The organism is Haloplanus sp. GCM10025708 (genome assembly GCF_042663985.1).
GTDB classification, from domain to species: domain Archaea; phylum Halobacteriota; class Halobacteria; order Halobacteriales; family Haloferacaceae; genus Salinirarus; species Salinirarus marinus.
Window position 1 is genome coordinate 1 of sequence record NZ_JBHSZA010000011.1, and the last position, 15,250, is coordinate 15,250.

At 68.4% G+C, this 15,250-nt stretch carries 17 protein-coding genes and 4 pseudogenes; 9 read left to right on the forward strand and 12 right to left on the reverse strand.

All coding sequences use genetic code 11. The features are described from left to right. From ACFQJD_RS02810 to ACFQJD_RS02820, 3 genes are all read left to right on the forward strand, one after another. A partial coding sequence (locus tag ACFQJD_RS02810) for a hypothetical protein (protein ID WP_379796001.1) occupies positions 1-1,392 on the forward strand: 1,392 nt, incomplete at its 5' end. Then, positions 1,284-1,901, forward strand: a complete 618-nt coding sequence (locus ACFQJD_RS02815) for a hypothetical protein (RefSeq protein ID WP_379796003.1) — start codon at positions 1,284-1,286, stop codon at positions 1,899-1,901. The genes ACFQJD_RS02810 and ACFQJD_RS02815, both read left to right, overlap by 109 nt. Then, complete coding sequence (locus ACFQJD_RS02820; protein ID WP_379796005.1) at positions 1,898-2,098, forward strand: hypothetical protein; 201 nt, start codon at positions 1,898-1,900, stop codon at positions 2,096-2,098. Before ACFQJD_RS02815 ends, ACFQJD_RS02820 begins: the two co-directional genes overlap by 4 nt. A gap of 44 nt (positions 2,099-2,142) precedes the next feature. Here ACFQJD_RS02820 and ACFQJD_RS02825 read toward each other — a convergent pair whose 3' ends face one another. Together ACFQJD_RS02825 and ACFQJD_RS02830 are read right to left on the reverse strand one after the other, a co-directional pair. Further along, positions 2,143-3,048 carry a serine/threonine-protein kinase RIO2 gene (locus tag ACFQJD_RS02825; RefSeq protein ID WP_379796007.1) on the reverse strand — a complete coding sequence of 302 codons (906 nt, stop codon included), beginning with the start codon at positions 3,046-3,048 and terminating at the stop codon, positions 2,143-2,145. Positions 3,049-3,108: 60 nt separating this feature from the next. Beyond that, the gene (locus tag ACFQJD_RS02830; RefSeq protein ID WP_379796009.1) at positions 3,109-4,218 is read right to left on the reverse strand and encodes a hypothetical protein; all 1,110 of its coding nucleotides are present in this window, start codon (positions 4,216-4,218) and stop codon (positions 3,109-3,111) included. Positions 4,219-4,304: 86 nt separating this feature from the next. Here ACFQJD_RS02830 and ACFQJD_RS02835 point away from each other — a divergent pair, with 86 nt between their 5' ends. From ACFQJD_RS02835 to ACFQJD_RS02845, 3 genes are read left to right on the forward strand one after another with little or no spacing between them, the layout of a single operon-like run. Beyond that, on the forward strand, positions 4,305-4,835 hold the full coding sequence (locus ACFQJD_RS02835; protein WP_379796011.1) for a mechanosensitive ion channel family protein: 531 nt from the start codon (positions 4,305-4,307) through the stop codon (positions 4,833-4,835). After that, complete coding sequence (locus ACFQJD_RS02840; protein WP_379796013.1) at positions 4,835-5,062, forward strand: hypothetical protein; 228 nt, start codon at positions 4,835-4,837, stop codon at positions 5,060-5,062. Before ACFQJD_RS02835 ends, ACFQJD_RS02840 begins: the two co-directional genes overlap by 1 nt. A 50-nt stretch (positions 5,063-5,112) precedes the next feature. After that, positions 5,113-5,961, forward strand: coding sequence for a DUF7351 domain-containing protein (locus tag ACFQJD_RS02845; protein ID WP_379796015.1), 849 nt, complete (start codon positions 5,113-5,115; stop codon positions 5,959-5,961). On the opposite strand, the gene ACFQJD_RS02850 is transcribed toward ACFQJD_RS02845, so the two are convergent. The 3 genes and pseudogenes from ACFQJD_RS02850 to ACFQJD_RS02860 form a co-directional block, all read right to left on the reverse strand. After that, positions 5,958-6,491, reverse strand: coding sequence for an acyl-CoA dehydrogenase family protein (locus ACFQJD_RS02850; RefSeq protein ID WP_379796017.1), 534 nt, complete (start codon positions 6,489-6,491; stop codon positions 5,958-5,960). The two genes, ACFQJD_RS02845 and ACFQJD_RS02850, sit on opposite strands and share 4 nt — an antisense overlap. Positions 6,492-6,513: 22 nt before the next feature. Continuing rightward, positions 6,514-7,083 (reverse strand): annotated as a pseudogene (locus tag ACFQJD_RS02855) (acyl-CoA dehydrogenase family protein); the annotation flags it as partial. 89 nt (positions 7,084-7,172) lie between these two features. After that, on the reverse strand, positions 7,173-7,403 hold the full coding sequence (locus ACFQJD_RS02860) for a hypothetical protein (protein ID WP_379800590.1): 231 nt from the start codon (positions 7,401-7,403) through the stop codon (positions 7,173-7,175). Here ACFQJD_RS02860 and ACFQJD_RS02865 point away from each other — a divergent pair. From ACFQJD_RS02865 to ACFQJD_RS02875, 3 pseudogenes are all read left to right on the forward strand, one after another. Next, positions 7,302-8,191: pseudogene (locus ACFQJD_RS02865) on the forward strand (VOC family protein). The gene ACFQJD_RS02860 and the pseudogene ACFQJD_RS02865 overlap by 102 nt on opposite strands. A 55-nt stretch (positions 8,192-8,246) precedes the next feature. Continuing rightward, positions 8,247-8,833: pseudogene (locus tag ACFQJD_RS02870) on the forward strand (FAD-dependent oxidoreductase). A gap of 313 nt (positions 8,834-9,146) precedes the next feature. Next, positions 9,147-10,643, forward strand: a pseudogene (locus tag ACFQJD_RS02875) (amidase). 1 nt (position 10,644) lies between these two features. Here the strand turns inward: ACFQJD_RS02875 and ACFQJD_RS02880 are convergent. The 7 genes from ACFQJD_RS02880 to ACFQJD_RS02910 all read right to left on the reverse strand — a co-directional run bounded on the left by ACFQJD_RS02880 (position 10,645) and on the right by ACFQJD_RS02910 (position 15,198). Beyond that, the gene (locus ACFQJD_RS02880) at positions 10,645-11,049 is read right to left on the reverse strand and encodes an oligopeptide/dipeptide ABC transporter ATP-binding protein (protein ID WP_379795958.1); all 405 of its coding nucleotides are present in this window, start codon (positions 11,047-11,049) and stop codon (positions 10,645-10,647) included. Further along, the gene (locus ACFQJD_RS02885; RefSeq protein ID WP_379795960.1) at positions 11,031-11,609 is read right to left on the reverse strand and encodes an ATP-binding cassette domain-containing protein; all 579 of its coding nucleotides are present in this window, start codon (positions 11,607-11,609) and stop codon (positions 11,031-11,033) included. Before ACFQJD_RS02885 ends, ACFQJD_RS02880 begins: the two co-directional genes overlap by 19 nt. Next, a complete protein-coding gene (locus ACFQJD_RS02890; protein WP_379795962.1) occupies positions 11,606-12,736 on the reverse strand; it encodes an ABC transporter ATP-binding protein in 1,131 nt (376 codons plus the stop codon). Before ACFQJD_RS02890 ends, ACFQJD_RS02885 begins: the two co-directional genes overlap by 4 nt. Before the next feature lie 10 nt (positions 12,737-12,746). After that, positions 12,747-13,223, reverse strand: a complete 477-nt coding sequence (locus tag ACFQJD_RS02895; RefSeq protein ID WP_379796020.1) for an ABC transporter permease — start codon at positions 13,221-13,223, stop codon at positions 12,747-12,749. Further along, positions 13,196-13,660: an ABC transporter permease gene (locus ACFQJD_RS02900; protein WP_379796022.1), complete on the reverse strand. Its 465-nt coding sequence runs from the start codon at positions 13,658-13,660 to the stop codon at positions 13,196-13,198. The genes ACFQJD_RS02895 and ACFQJD_RS02900 overlap by 28 nt, the downstream gene beginning before the upstream one ends. A 147-nt stretch (positions 13,661-13,807) precedes the next feature. Then, entirely contained in the window at positions 13,808-14,089 is a 282-nt protein-coding gene (locus ACFQJD_RS02905) for a hypothetical protein (protein ID WP_379795998.1), read from the reverse strand. Continuing rightward, positions 14,020-15,198: a serine hydrolase domain-containing protein gene (locus ACFQJD_RS02910; protein WP_379796024.1), complete on the reverse strand. Its 1,179-nt coding sequence runs from the start codon at positions 15,196-15,198 to the stop codon at positions 14,020-14,022. The genes ACFQJD_RS02905 and ACFQJD_RS02910 overlap by 70 nt, the downstream gene beginning before the upstream one ends. Between the last annotated feature and the right edge of the window lie 52 nt (positions 15,199-15,250).

The window sequence follows — 15,250 nt, forward strand, 5'->3', positions numbered from 1 at the left end:
CTCGTGGGGACGTTCGCGGCTCCCGCGACGGCGACAGCCGGCAGTGTTACGGTCGCGGACGTCGGGACCGGGCAGGATCGGTCACACAGACGGTCTCCGTCGTCGGGCGGTCGACGGACGGGGAGACGCCGAATCGCTACGTCGTCGACGTCGCCGCCGCCGTCGATCAGGGCCGCGGTGCGGGACGTCGCCTTCGAGAACGCGGGCGACGACGTCCTCGAACGCGGCCCCGAATACCACGCCGACGACGGGACGGTAACGCTCTCGGTCGGCGAGGGCGACGGGGGCGACGACCGGGTCACGTTCGACGTGACGCTCACCCTCGACACGGACCGCGCGACGCCCGCCGGCGGACTCGAGTACGCCGTCCGGCAGTACGACACGGCGAGAGAAGAGAACGAACGGGGGTCGTGGAACGCCCGGTTCGACCTCCTCGGGACCACCGCGCTCGACGTGGCCAGCACGAACGCCAGCGCGGACGCCGGCGTCGTGACGCACACGTTCTCGTTCGAGATGACCGGCGCGACGACCGCCGAGCGGATCGCCGTCGACACGCCCGGGGCCGACTACAGCAACGTCGAGGGACGCGACGTCAATCTGACCGTCGGGGGCGAGGAGGTCGCGGTCGACTCGGTCAGCGGTGCCGACGGCTCACTGACCGTCGCCCTCGACGGGGCGTCGCTCGACGACGGCGAGGCGGTGACGCTCGACGTAGACGACGCGCGAAACCCGACGAGGTCGATCAAATCGCGCGTCTCGGTCGGCGACGGGCCGCACGCGTTCACCGGGAGCGACGCCATGGTGATCCGGGAGCCGTCGGACGATCCCGACGGGCCGCCCGTCTGGAACACCACGGACGAATCGTCGGCCGACGCGTCGACGGACGGCGTCGCCAGCGTCGAGGAGTTCGGCCTCCGTTCGAGCGACGGCGACGTCACGCTCGTCCTCGCGACGACCGAACCACTCGAGAACGTCTCCGTCGACGTCTCCGGGGAGCACGACACGACGCTCGTCCGGAGCAACTTCAAGTTGGAACAGCGCGGCGGCGTCTTTCGCTACACCGCCGCCGTCGACACGGGGACGTGGGGAACGTACGTCGCCGAGTTACGGAGGGGCGTTCGATCGACGGCGACGAGCTCGGGGGCGGACAGCGGGCCAAAATCACGGTCACACCGCCGGACGTCGGCCGGTTCGAACTCGTCGCTTCCGGCCGGGACGTCGACCTGGTCGTGCGCCTCGGCTCTCCGGTGGAGTCCGCGACGGTACGGATGGGCGGCGGCGCGGTGGGGACGCTCGATCTGTCGGAGTTCACCCGCCGGCGGAACGGATCGCAGTACGTCTACCGCGCGGACGTCGTCACCGGCTACAACGGCCGGTTCGAGGCGTCGCTGACGTCGCTGAACGGACTGTCGACGGGCGACGGCGCGGTCGCGTCGGACGCCCTCACCGTCGACGTCGTTTCGGCGTCGGCGAACGCGACCCCGAGCGCGCCGAACGCGACTGCCAGCCACCGATACACCGTCAAAGTGCCGCCCGGTGCGAACGTGACGAGAAACCCGCTGACGTCGCTCGCCGTGTCCTACTCCGACTCGTTCCGCGCCGCCGACGGCCGGATCTCGCCGGTGAACCGCTCGGACGTCACGCTACAGGTCGTCTCCGTGAACGGCACCACCACCCTCGACGGGGCGAACGGCCTCGCGACCACTCTCGACGACGGCGTCCTCACCGTCTCCTCTCCGGGGTCGATCGGTCGGTGCGCCCGACGCTCCACGCCGGCGATCGGGTCACGGTCACGATCCGTTCGATCCGGAACGCCGACGAACGGGGGACGTACCCCGTCGAACTCCGGTTCGTCGACAGCGCGAGCGGACGGACGGACGCCGAGCTGCAGCTCGACGTGAGCGGACGATCCGACCGACAGCGCGCGACGGCGACGGCCGAACCGACGCCGGCGGCGATGCCCGCTGGTCCGACCCGGCGGACGCGAGTGGGCGCTCCCGCAGCGCAGTCGCCGCCGATACCGAATCACGCCCCGGGAGTCGCGCCGTTCGTCGCGTTCGCCGCCGGCGTCGTCGCGACGGTGTGGCGCTTCAACTGAGCACGGACCGGCTCTCCCGGTTTGCTATCGCGACATACGGTGTATCAGTGGTCCCGAACCGAGTCGAACTCCCCGGTCGCGATGGCAGCGGCGACGGCGGCGTCGTCGACCGAATCGGGCGCTTCGCCCGGGTATTTCCGCTGGAAATACCGGACGACGTTCGACACGTCGCGTTCGAGGAGTTCGCGCGCGTTCTCGTGGTCGGTCGCGACCGCCTGTGGCCAGCCGAAGATGGTGATGCCGTCCTCGTGGACGGCGACGTTGTACTCGCTCATGTCGACGTGGACGTAGCCCGCGTCGTAGGCGCGTTCGAGTTCGCGCAACACCAAGTCGAGTATCGGGACGACCTGTTCGGCGGTGAGTTTCGCCCGCGAGAGTTCGACGCCGGCGAGTTTCTCCATCACGATGGCGTGGCGGTTCTGGTCGACGGGCCGGGGAACGGAGACGTTGGGGTAGAGCGCCTCCAGCACCTCGTGTTCGCGTTCGGCGGCCTTGCGCGCCGTGTAGAACCACGAGACGTGGTGATGATCGGCGGTGTACTCGCGTTCGCGGTTCACCTCGCGGAAGTTGGTGTACCCCTCGCGGTGGAACTTCAGCGCGAACGGCTGGTAGGACTGCACCTCGAAGACGTCGCTCTCCTTGCCGACGCCGAGCGGCGCGCCGACGCCCTGGACGGTCTCGCGTTCGGCGAACGCCCGCAGCGCGAGCGCGTCGTACCCCTCGAAGGTGAGCTGGTAGCCCTCGTACTGCATCGTCTTGCGGCGAATCAGGTCGCGTTCCATACACCGATCCAGCCGGTAGCCGACCTCCTCGCCGGTCAGCCCCGCGTACTCCGGGAGTTCCCCCCGATTCACCCACTCGCTGAAGCGCATCCCCTGCTCGACGCCCGAGAGGAGATAGAAGTCCTCGGACTCGAGCTCGCGCATCACGCCCGCGACGTTCTGGACCATACTGAGCGTGGGTGGGCGAGCCCTAAAAGGAAACCGCGTCGGGTGATGTATCGCATGTCGCTACATCGAATCGCCCGGTCTCCCTCCGCGTTCGCTCCCGGCCGTGGACGTTCGCCTCGCGACCGTGCCGTCGACCGACTGCAGGAGGTCCTTGCCCCGGGCTATATTGACCCCGCCGCCGAATCCAGCCCACATGAACCGGAGCCTGGGACGGTGACCGACTCCACGTCGACCGACGTCGCGGCGTCTCCCGACGAACTTCCGCTCTCCGACGACGACCGCGAGGCGTTCGAGGCCGTGCTGACCGGGCGGGCACCCGGCCCGCTCGCCGTCGTCGGCGCGCCCTTCGCGGGCCGGGAGCGACTCCTCGACCACGCGGAAGAGCGCCTCGACGCGACCCGGATCCGACTCGCTCCCGGCGACGACGCCGGCTCGATCGACGACGCGATCGGGGAGACGCCGGTCGTCGTCGACGACTGCCACCACCTCTACAGACGGGCTATCGGCGGATTCGACTCGCTGGAGGCGTTTCTCGGCCGCGTCGTCGGTGCCGACGCGCCTGTCGTGACGGGATGGAACCGCTACGCGTGGGCGTATCTCTCGGCGGTGAAGGCGCTCGACCGGGCGTTCCCCGCGCGCGTCGACGTCGGCCCGGAGACGGCCGAGCGGCTGGCCGAACTCCTGCTCTCGCGCTACGACGAACTGCCGTCGTTCGTCGACGAAAAAGCCGAGCAGTCGGGGGCGGTCGCCGTCCGCCGATTCGAGTTCGGATGGGGCGACCGGTCGTTCTCGGTGCCGATCCCCGTGCCGACGTTTCTCGCGGCGTCGCGTACGGGGGCTCGTCCCGATCCGAAAGACGTCGTTTTCGAGCGGCTCGCGGCCGTCTCGGGGAAACGTCGGCGTCGCCACCGCCCTCTGGGAACGGGGCCTCGACGACGTGGTCCGCCCGAGCGACGTCGGCGCGACCGGGACCGACCTGTCGTTCGACCGCGAGGAGGCGTTCTGTCTGCGCATCGTCCTCTCGAAAGAGCGCGTCGAGCGCGCGGAACTGGCCGCCGTCGTCGACGCCGATCTCGATCGGGTGCTGCCCCGATTCGTCCGCGAGGGCGTCGTCACCGTCTCCGACGGCGTCGTCGCGCTCGACCCGGCTGCCGTGCCGACCGCCGCCACGGCGACCGAACGGAGGCGGTTCCGGGAGCGCCCCGCCCGCGATCGCCCTGCAGACCGGCTCCGAATCGCTCGGTGTCGACCCCGCGATGCTCGTCAGTGCGGCCGGGGTGCTGGTCGCCGCCTACGTGTTGGCCCGCGTCGTCTCGTACGTGCTCTCGACGGCCGCCGAGCGGAGCGCCCGTCGACGCATCACCATCAAGATGTTCATCCCGCTCACGAAGGTCCTCATCTACGGGACGGCGGTGTATCTCGTCCTCGGTCCGCTGTTTCGGCTCTCGGCGGCCCAACTGCTCGCCGTCTCCGGTCTCGTCGGCGCGGCGCTCGGCTTCGGGCTCAGAGACCTCTTCGGCGGCGTCGTCGGCGGTCTGGTGCTCGTCGTCGAGAAGCCGTACCAGATCGGCGACAAGGTCACCGTCGGCGAGCATTACGGCGAGGTGACGGGCATCGGCCTCCGGTCGACGACGCTCGTGACGCCCGACGACACGGCCGTCGTCGTCCCCAACGACGCGATGTTCACGTCGAACGTCGCCAACGCCAACGACGGCCGTCCGGAGATGATGGTCGTCGTCGAGGTGGCCGTCGCCCGGACGCCGACGTCGCGCGGGCGACGGAGGTGATGGAAGACGCCATCGTCACCTCGCAGTACGTCTACGTCGACGACGACCACCTGGTCGCCGTCCTCGTCGACGACGAGGCGTACTACCGGACGATTCGCGGGAAGGCCTACGTCGCCGACCTGCGCGACGAGTTCGCCTTCGAGTCGGACGTGACCCGGCGGACGCTGGCCGCCTTCGCCGAGCGCGGCATCGAGACGCCGACCGTCCCGCCCCGACTCGGGGAGTGAACGCTTTTCACGCCGGCCGCGATAGTGACCGAGTCGAGTCACCTCGCGCTATGACCGACGACGCCGCGGCCGCCGAAGCGTACTTCGAGTCGCTCGCCGACCCGACGCGGATACGCATCCTCGCCGTCCTCGCCCGGGCGGATGCGGCGGGCGAGACGCCGCTTCCGTACTCCGATCTCCAGCCGCGCGTCGGCGTCCGCGACAACGGCCGCCTGAACTACCACCTCTCCCGTCTCGACGGGCGCTTTCTCGCCCGCGACGACGGCGAGTACGCGCTCCGCCCGTCCGGGCGATTCGCCCACCTCGTCGCCGTCCGGTGTTGCCGCGACGCGGATCGCTCGCCGGTCGAGACCGACGCCGACTGTCACGCCTGTGGCGGCCGCCTCGTCGCCCGACGGGACGACGGGGCGTTCGTCGTCGCCTGTTCGGAGTGCGAGCGGACGGCCGCGCGCGCCGCCACGCCGTTCGTCACCCCGTCGGAAGTCGGCCGCGCGGCGTTTCTCGACGCCCTCGACCGGACGATCCGGGAACGCGCGGGGTTCCTGTCGCGCGGCCTCTGTCCGTGGTGTCGGTCGCCGACGGCGCTCTCGGCGGACGCCGACGGTCGATTCTGTCACCGGTGTGCGTCCTGTTCCGGCGTCCACCGCACCACGCCCGGCGAACTGCTCGTCGACCACCCCGAAGTCGTCGCCTTCCACCGGCGACACGGCGTCGACGTCGGCGAGCGACGGGTGTGGACGCTCCCGTTCGTGGCGAGCGAGGCGGCGTCCGTCCGCTCCCGCGATCCGTGGCGCGTCGCCGTCGCCGTCTCCGTCGACGGGAGCGACCTGACCTGCGTCCTCGACGGCGACGGGGCGGTGGTCTCTACGTCGCGCCGGACGTCTCTCCGCGGGATCTAGCCGTACCGCTCGACCACGGCGTCGGCGAGGGTGTCCCGATGGCCCTCGTTCGGGCCGCCCGCGATGGTGAGCAGGCGGGCGTCGCGGAGATATCGCTCCGCGTCGCGTTCGGTCGTGTAGCCGACGCCGCCGTGGAGTTGCATCGCCTCGTTGGCGTTTTCGACGGCGGCCTCAGTGGCGTGGATTTTGGCCATGCTGAACTCGCGCGTGGCGTCGCGGCCCCGGTCGGCCCGGTCGGCCGCACGGAGCGTGAGCAACCGGGCCGTCTCGACGCGTTCGGCCATCTCGCCGAGTCGCCAGCGGAGGCCCTGGAAATCTGCCACCGGGTGGCCGAACTGCTCGCGCTCGGTCGTGTAGGCGACGGTGTCTTCGAGGGTGGCGCGGGCGATGCCCACCGCTCGCGCGGGGACGTTCACGCCCGTCGAGGTCGCCGCGGTCGACGTAGCCTTCGCCGACGTCGCCGACGCGCGCCTCGTCGGACACGCGGACGCCCGAGAGCGACACTTTCGGCGACTCGACGCCGTGGGCACCGAGGGTGTCCCAGATGTGTTCGACCTCGAAGGCGTCGGTCGGGACGAGGAAGGCGGTGACGTCGTGGGGGTCGCCGCCCGTCTTGGCGTAGGTCAACACCACGTCGGCGTCGAAGTAGTTCGTCACCCAGCGCTTGTGGCCGTCGAGGACCCACTCGTCGCCCGCTTTTCTCGCTTCGGTCTCCATCGAGCGCTTGTCGCTCCCGGCGTTCGTCTCGCTCAACCCCAGCGCGCCGACCGTCTCGAAGCGCGCCATCTCCGGGAGGTACGCCTCGCGCTGGGCCTCGGTGCCGAACCGCTCGATCGCTTCCGCGACGCCGAGGTGGAGGCCCATCGCGCTCGCGACGGGCATCATCGCCGCCGACAGCTCCTCGGTCACCAGCGCGAGTTCGACCGTCCCCTCGCCGCGGCCGCCGTACGCCTCCGGAATCGTCAGCCCCGTCAGCCGTCGCTCGCCGAGTTCGCCCAGGATCTCGGCGGGGTACTCCCGATTCCGGTCGAGTTCGCTCGCTCGCGGGGCGATCTCCGTCCGGGCGAACTCGCGGGCCTCGTCCCGGAGCGCCGCCCGGTCGTCGGTCAACTCGAAGTCCATGAACGGGCCGTCGACGGGGAGGGAGAAAGGTGTTCGGAGAAGGAGCGTTCTCCCGCGACGACACACGACCGGCGCGAACCGCGCACCGTCTACGGGACCGCCCACCGCCGACGCCCGCCCGTCGCGGCGGCGCGGGAGGTCCCCGTCTGTTTATCCGCCTCGCCCGCGTACCGACGCCCATGCCTTCCGACATCCCCGGTATCCACCACGTCACTGCGATCGGCAGCGACCCCGCCCGGAATCTCGCGTTCTACACCGAGACGCTCGGCCTCCGTCTCGTCAAGCGGAGCGTGAACCAGGACGACGTCTCCGTCTACCACCTGTTCTACGGCGACCACGGCGGTTCGCCGGGGACGAGCATGACCTTCTTCCCGTACCAGAACGCCCGGCCCGGACAGGTCGGCCAGGGGCAGGTCAGCACGACGCAGTTTCTGATCCCGACTCGGCGGTCGACTACTGGGTCGACCGCTTGGCGGCCGAGGGCGTCGACGCCGACGACCCCCACGAGCGATTCGGCGACACCGTCGTCCCGTTTCGCGACCCGGACGGCCTCCCGCTGGAACTCGTCGCGCGCGCTGACGCGCCCGCCGGCGACCCGCCAGCCGGCCCCGTCCCTGCGGACCACGCGATCCGGGGCTTTTTCGGCGTCGATCTCGCCCTCGCCAGCACGGAGTGGTACGAGTCGATGCTGGCCGACATGGGGTACGAGGCGACGGCGCAGGCGGGCGACCGACAGCGGTTCGAGGCCGACGGCGATCTGGGCTACGCCGTCGACCTCCTCGAAGACCCGCAGGCCCAACGGGGCGCCCCCGGTGCCGGCACCGTCCACCACGTCGCCTTTCAGGTGACCGAGGAAGAACAGGAGGCCTGGCGACAGGTCCTCACGGACCACGGCCTCCGGCCGACCGAAATCATCGACCGCAAGTGGTTCAAGTCGGTCTACGCCCGTACGCCCGGCGGCGTCCTCTTCGAGTTCGCGACCAAGTCGCCGGGCTACACGGTCGACGAGGACCTCGACTCCCTTGGCGACCGACTCGTCCTCCCCGAGTGGCTGGAGGACCGGCGCGACGAGATCCAGGCCGGTCTCCCCGCCTTACCGTCCCGGTGACGGAAGGTTCTGCTCGGTGGCGACAATTTAACACGATGGCCGCCGACCGTCCACTATGGCTGATGTCCTCGTCGTCGGCGGTGGCCCCGCCGGCCTCAGCGCGGCACTGTTCGCCGGGAAGAACGGCCTCGACGTCACTGTCTTCGACACCGACAAGACGTGGATGCACAAGGCGCACCTGTTCAACTACCCCGGTATCGGCTCGATCGACGGGTCGAACTACCTGAGCGTCCTCCGCGAACAGGTCGACGACTTCGGCGTCGACCGGCAGCAAGGCGTCGCCGTCGACGGCGTCGAGTCGACCGGCGACGGCTTCACCGTCGCGACCGAGGAGGGGAGTTCGACGGCGACTATCTCGTCCTCGCGACGGGGGCGAACCGCGACCTCGCCGAGGGCCTCGGCTGTGAACTCACCGACGAGGGCATCGTCGACGTCGACGTGACCATGGAGACGTCCGTCGAGGACGCCTACGCGACGGGCGCGATGGTCAGAGCCGAGGAGTGGCAGGCCGTCATCTCGGCCGGCGACGGTGCCGCCGCCGCTCTCAACGTCCTCTCGAAGGAGAAAGGCGAACATTACCACGACTTCGACGTGCCCGCCGACGCGACCGAACTGTTCGGGTCGCTGGTCGACGCCGAGTAGTCGGTCACGGTCCCGCGCGCGTCTCGTCCTGGCCCGTGTCCGAGCAGCGCGTAACAGTTCGGACACTGCACCGGCCGCGCCCCGTTGGCGTCTCGGTCGCCGAGAAACCGGCTCCGACTGTACCCGCGGCCGCAGTCGGGACAGGAGAAGACGATGACCATACCGGTACTTTCGCTCGAACGGGTTGACCCCATCGATGTCCGGTCGTCGTGTGGACCGACGGCGTCGCGTCTCGACCGTCGCCACGCACCGTCCTCGACGGATCGCTCACGGCTCCGAAAATTTATATCGCGGTGCGTAATGTCCCACGACGATGACGCTTCGACCGCCGACGGCGGACGACGTTCGGGAACTCGGGGAGCAACTCCATCTGGACCTCGACGAATCGGAAGTGGAAGACTTCAGACGGCTCGTGACCGAGGGGCTCGCGTCGTACGAGACGGTCCGAAAACGCGCCGGATCGACGTCGGCGACGATCTCCGACAGGTCGGTCAGCGGTCGTCCGTCGCCGGACTCGGACCCGCTCAACGCGTGGATCACCCGCTGTGAGGTGTCGGGCGACGCTGACGGTCCCTTGGACGACACCCGCATCGGCGTCAAAGACAACGTCGCCGTCGCGGGCGTCGAGATGACCTGCGGGTCGACGGTGATGGAGGGGTACGTCCCCGACCGCGACGCGACGGTCGTCGACCGACTGCTCGGCGCGGGCGGGCGAATCGTCGGGAAGACCAACATGGACGACTTCGCGTTCACCGGCAACGGGCATTCGAGCGCGTTCGGGCCGACGCTGAATCCACACGACCCCGAGCGACTCGCGGGCGGGTCGTCGGGCGGGAGCGCCATCGCCGTCGCGACGGGCGACGTCGACCTCGCCGTCGGCTGCGACCAGGGCGGCAGCGTCCGCGTCCCCGCCGCCTGGTGTGGCGTCGTCGGTCACAAGCCGACCCACGGGCTCGTTCCGTACACCGGTATCGTCGGCATCGAGAACACCATCGACCACGTCGGCCCCATCGCGCCGGACGTCGAATCCGCCGCCCGGATGCTCGACGTCGTGGCCGGCAAAGACCCGGCCGACCCCAGACAGCCCGACTCCGTCCCCGTCGATGACTACGCGGCCGCGCTCGGCGGCGACGTCTCCGACCTCTCCGTCGCCGTCGTCGAGGAGGGTTTCGAACGCCCCGAAAGCGACGAGGCGGTCAACGAACGAATCCGGGAGGCGCTCGACGCCCTCGCGGCGGCCGGTGCGACCGTCGACTACGTCTCGATACCGATGCACCACGACGCCGTCGACATCTACACCGTCGCGCTGAACGAAGGGACGGTCGCGGCGTTCCGCGGCGAAGGCGTCGGCCACAACTGGGGGGTGGTACAACACGTCCTGGGTCCAGGCGTTCGGCAAATACCGGCGCGCACAGGGCGGAGACCTGCCGCCGTCGGTCAAGTACACGCTCCTGATCGGTGCCTACACGTCCGAGGCGTACCACTCGAAATACTACGCGGAGGCGATGAACCTCCGCCGGGACGTCACCGACGCGTACGACGACGTCCTCTCGGAGTACGACGTCATCGCGACGCCGACGACGCCCCAACTCCCGCACGAGTACACGCCCGACCAGGACCGCTTTGCGTTTCTCGACGACGCCTGGGGAGTCTCGGCAACACCTGTCAGTTCAACGCGACCGGCCATCCCGCCGTGAGCGTCCCGGTCGATCCGGTCGACGGTCTGCCGGTCGGCGTCCAGTTCGTCGGATCGCAGTTCGACGACGCGACCGTCCTGAACGCCGGATACGCCGTCGAGCGACTGGCGTGAGCTACCGTTTGATGCAGTCGACCTGATGGTCGGGGTCGCCCTCGAAGGGTTCCAGCCCCATCTCGGCCGTCTCGCAGCGCGCTTCGGCTTCCGGACACCGGGGCGCGAACCGACAGCCGTCTCCGATGTCTATCGGGTCGGGGATCGTCCCTTCGAGCGGGATGCGCTCCCGGTCGACCGTCGGATCGGGGATCGGATTGGCCGACAGCAGCGCCTGCGTGTACGGATGCTGCGGATCCTCGAAGATCGTCTCCGCGTCGCCGTACTCGACGATGGTCCCGAGATACATGACCCCGACCTTGTCGCTTATCTTCCGGGCGACGCTGAGGTTGTGCGTGATGTAGACCAGCCCGAGGTTGTACTCCGCCTGGAGGTCCATGAGGAGGTTCAGTATCTGCGCCTGCACGGAGACGTCCAGCCCCGAGACGGGTTCGTCGGCGACCAGGAGTCGCGGGTCGACGGCGAGGCTTCGCGCCAGCGAAATCCGCTGTTTCTGCCCCCGCTGAAATCCGACGGATATTTGTTCGCGTCCCCGGGTGAGATGCCCACTTCGGAGAGGAGTTCGCTGACGCGTTCGTCGACGGTCCGGTCGCCCGCCGTCCCGTGGTGTCGAATCGCCTCCGCGATGGCGTCGCCGATGCGGATTCGCGGATTGAGCGTCCGCTGCTGGTCCTGATACATCATCTGGGCCTCGCTACGGAGTCGCTTCCGCGAATACGATTCGATGTCCCGGCCGTCGAACCTGACCGTTCCGGCCGTCCGGGGGATGTGGTCGAGCGCGGCGAGCGCGGCGGTCGATTTGCCACAGCCGGACTCCCCGACGAGCGTCAGCGCCTCGCCTTCGTCCACGGAGAAGTCGATGCCGTCGACCGCCTGCACCGTCTTCGTCCGGCCGAGGAGTTCGCCCAGCAGTCCGGTGTTCTGCGCGAAGTGCTTTTTCAGATTCTCGACTTCGAGCAGCGTCATCGGCTGTCACCGTCCGTCTGCGCGGAGCGGTGTGTTGGTCCCCCGTCTTCGACGTCCGAGTCGCCGCCCACGACGAACTCGCCGTTCTCCATCCGGATATCCGTCGGTGCGCTCGGCGAGGGCGGGACGCGCGGCTGGTCAGCGTGGAGGAAGCATTTCGCGAGATGTTCGTCCTCTCGTTCGGTGTCGAACCGGTAGTACTGCGGTCGGTGTTCCCCGCAGATGTCCATCTCGTCCGGACAGCGGTCCTGAAACACGCAGCCGGTCGGCAGGTCGCTCAGATCCGGCGGCGACCCGCTGATGGTGTTGAACCGCTCGCTCCTGTCTCTGTCGTGTCGCGGAACCGTTTCGAGGAGCGCCCGCGTGTACGGATGTTTCGGAGCCTCGAAGATCTCTCGCACCGGCCCGTACTCGACGACGTTCCCCGCGTACATGACCGCGACCGTGTCGCTCACCTCGGCGACGACGCCCATGTCGTGAGTGACCCAGATGATGGACATGTCTAACTCGTCTTGTAGGTCACTCAGCAGGTCGATGATCTGGGCCTGGATCGTCACGTCGAGGGCGGAGGTCGGCTCGTCGGCGAGCACGAGGTCGGGTTGGCAGATCAGCGCCATCGCGATCGCCACCCGCTGGGCCATGCCGCCGCTGAACTCGTGGGGGTAATTTTTCGCCCGTTCCTCCGGGGCGGGGATGCCGAGCTGTTCGAGCGTCGTGTGGATTCGATCCCACCGCTCGGCTTCGTCGAGGTCGGTGTGGGCCTGCAGGACGTCTTCGATCTGGTCGCCGATGGTGTACGCGGGGTTCAGGTGGGAGATGGGGTGCTGGAAGATCATACTGATCTCGTTGCCCCTGATCTCCCGGAGGTCGGATTCGCTCATCTCCGAGAGGTCTCTCCCCTTGAATCGGGCCGCCCCGTCGACGATGTCACCGTTGTCCGGGAGGAGTCGCATAATCGACCGAATGAGCGACGACTTACCCGATCCGGACTCGCCGACGACGCCCAGCACTTCGCCCTCGTCGACGGTGATCGAGTTGTCGTCGACGGCTCTGATCGGGCCGCTGTCCGTTCGATACTGTGTGCTCAGTCCTTCGACCGCGAGGAGCGTGTTGGTGTTTTCGGTCATCTCGCAGCAGTTACCCCATGATATCTTCTGTCTCGACGGCGTCTCGTTTGTAGAGGAAGATCTCCCGCAGCCCCATCCCGAGGAGATTGAACCCGACGACCGTGATGGCGATGGCGATGGTCGGGAAGACGATGAAGTGCGGGCTGACCAGCAGATACTCCTGTGCCGTGTGCGCCATCGCGCCCCAGGACGGATGCGGTGGCTGGATGCCCAGACCGAGGAAACTGAGCGTCGCGACGTCGATCAACGCGTACGCGACGTCGGTCGTTCCGAGGACGACGATGGGCGGAACCGCGTTCGGAAGGATGTGTTTCACCATCACTCGCTGGTCGCTGTACCCCAGATTCTGGGCGGCCTTGACGTACGTCTCCTCGCGCAACGACAGCGTCGAAGACCGGACGGTCCGTGACATCATCGGGATGTACACGATGGATATCGCGAGCATGGCGTTCCAGATGTTCACCCCGAACGACGAGACGATGACCATCGCAGCAACAGCGACGGGATCGAGACCAGGACGTCGAGCGCCCGCATGATGGTCTCGTCTACCTTCCCCCTGTAGTAGCCCGAGGCTAGCCCCAGCGAGACGCCGATGAGCGTCTCCAACGAGACGACGAACACGGCGATGGCGAGGGCGTATCGCGTCCCGTAGAGGATGCGCGTGAACACGTCGCGGCCGAGGTGGTCCGTCCCCAGCAGGTGGGTCGCACTCGGCCCGTCGAGTTCGTTTCCGAGGTCCTGTTCGGTCGGGGTGTACGGGGTGAGAACGGGGGCGAAAATCGCACAGAACACGAGTCCGAGGACGATAGCCGCGCCGACCGTCGCCAGCGGGTCCAGCCGGACGAGACGATACAGCCGCCTGGGCGTCTGGAGGATCCTCCCCAGCGTCGATGATTCGGGCTGGCGAGCAGCGGACCCGGACATATCGTATCCGTTTGCGGTCCGGTATTTAAATTTGTGGATACGGTCTCCACGCCGTCGACACATTCTCCCGAAGAGGCGGCCGCTGTGCGGTCCTCGGGGAGTTAGCTGTCGGATCGCTTCCCGCTTTCGACGCGATCCCGAACCCTCTCAATTCGAGTCTACTTTCCGCAGTCGCCACCGCTGGAAGCGCAGGTCGACGTCGCCGTCGTCGACCTCGAATTTCGCGGGGAGTCGGGTCCCGTCCGGTGCGATCGTATAGAACGACCGGTCGGTGGGGTCGTCCGTCTCGGGGAGGAGACGGTACGTGGCCGTTTCGAGGAGGTCGTCGAGTTCGAGCGAGAGGGCGGCCCCGTCGGCCGTTACCGTCGCTCGCGCGACGCCCCGTCGGGATTCGTACTCCCCGGAAGCGGCCGGCGTTTCTCCCGTAATCCGAAGTACGAGACCGCTCGCTCGGGCGTCTCGCCGTTCAGCAGCGCGAGGACGCCCTTCCCGACGTTGATCGGGTGACACGGCGGGGCCGTGTTACAGGAGACGGCGATGCCGACCTGCTGTTGTTCGAGGAAGCCGACGTACGACGTCGAGACGGTCACGTCTCCCAGATGGCCGACGAGTCGGTCGCCGTCGAACGGCCCGACCATCCATCCGTATCCGTACCCCTGTTCCGTCCCGTCGATGGCCCGGTTCCACGTCGCGTGGTGCTCGTGCATCTCCGCGACGGCCTCGTCGGAGACGAGGGCACAGTCGTCCCCGAGGAAACACTGGAGATACGCCCCGAGCTCTTCGACCGACGCGAGCAGACCGCCGGCCGCCTGCACGACGTCGTAAAACGGGAACGTCGCCGGCGTCGGCGTCCCCTCGTCCAGCAGGTAGGGCGTCATGCGATCGGGGTCCGATTCGAACTCGTCGCGTGTGAACGTCGCGCGTTCCATGCCGAGCGGTTCGAGGACGTTCTGGCGGACGTAGTCGTCGTATTCCTGGCCGGTGATCTCCTCGACGACGCATCCGAGCACGAAGTAGCCGGAGTTGTAGTAGAAGAACGCGTCGTCGTCGCTGACGCGGTCGCCGGCCGTGGCGCGAAGATACCGGTAGTAGTCGTCCCGGCTACTCAGCGGGATCGGGAACGGATCGGCCCCGATCCCCCGGCTGAGGAGGACGTGCGCGCTCCCGTCGCTCGGCAGTCCCGACGAGTGGGTCAGGAGGTCGGCGATCGTTATCTCCCCGTCCGCTTCGAGGGCGCGGAGTTCCGGGAGATGATCGGCGATCGAATCCGAAACCGACAGCTCCCCGCGCTCGGCGAGCTGCAGTATCGAGAGGGCGGTCATCGACTTCGTGATGGAGCCGATCCCGTACAGCGTCCGCGGCGTCGACGGGTCGTTCGCGCGGAGGTCCCGCGCGCCGTACCCTCGCGTGTACAGCGACTCCTCGGCCGTGACGAGCGCGATGCTCGCCCCCGGGACGCCGTTCTCCGACAGCCAGTCGCAGACGAACGCGTCGATCGCGTCCGTCGTCTCCGCGTCTACGTCTCCCCGTTCGGGCATGGGCTCGGATTTACGATTTCGGACCTTAGACCTATCGCCGGACTCCTTCGTC

Coding starts and splice junctions, on each gene's coding strand:
- ACFQJD_RS02845 (WP_379796015.1), top strand. CDS start 5,113: ATGACCGACGACGCCGCGGCCGCCGAAGCGTACTTCGAGTCGCTCGCC.
- ACFQJD_RS02895 (WP_379796020.1), bottom strand. CDS start 13,223: ATGGTCATCGTCTCGTCGTTCGGGGTGAACATCTGGAACGCCATGCTC.
- ACFQJD_RS02910 (WP_379796024.1), bottom strand. CDS start 15,198: ATGCCCGAACGGGGAGACGTAGACGCGGAGACGACGGACGCGATCGAC.
- ACFQJD_RS02840 (WP_379796013.1), top strand. CDS start 4,835: ATGGAAGACGCCATCGTCACCTCGCAGTACGTCTACGTCGACGACGAC.
- ACFQJD_RS02825 (WP_379796007.1), bottom strand. CDS start 3,048: ATGGTCCAGAACGTCGCGGGCGTGATGCGCGAGCTCGAGTCCGAGGAC.
- ACFQJD_RS02890 (WP_379795962.1), bottom strand. CDS start 12,736: ATGACCGAAAACACCAACACGCTCCTCGCGGTCGAAGGACTGAGCACA.
- ACFQJD_RS02900 (WP_379796022.1), bottom strand. CDS start 13,660: ATGTCCGGGTCCGCTGCTCGCCAGCCCGAATCATCGACGCTGGGGAGG.
- ACFQJD_RS02835 (WP_379796011.1), top strand. CDS start 4,305: ATGCTCGTCAGTGCGGCCGGGGTGCTGGTCGCCGCCTACGTGTTGGCC.
- ACFQJD_RS02885 (WP_379795960.1), bottom strand. CDS start 11,609: ATGACGCTGCTCGAAGTCGAGAATCTGAAAAAGCACTTCGCGCAGAAC.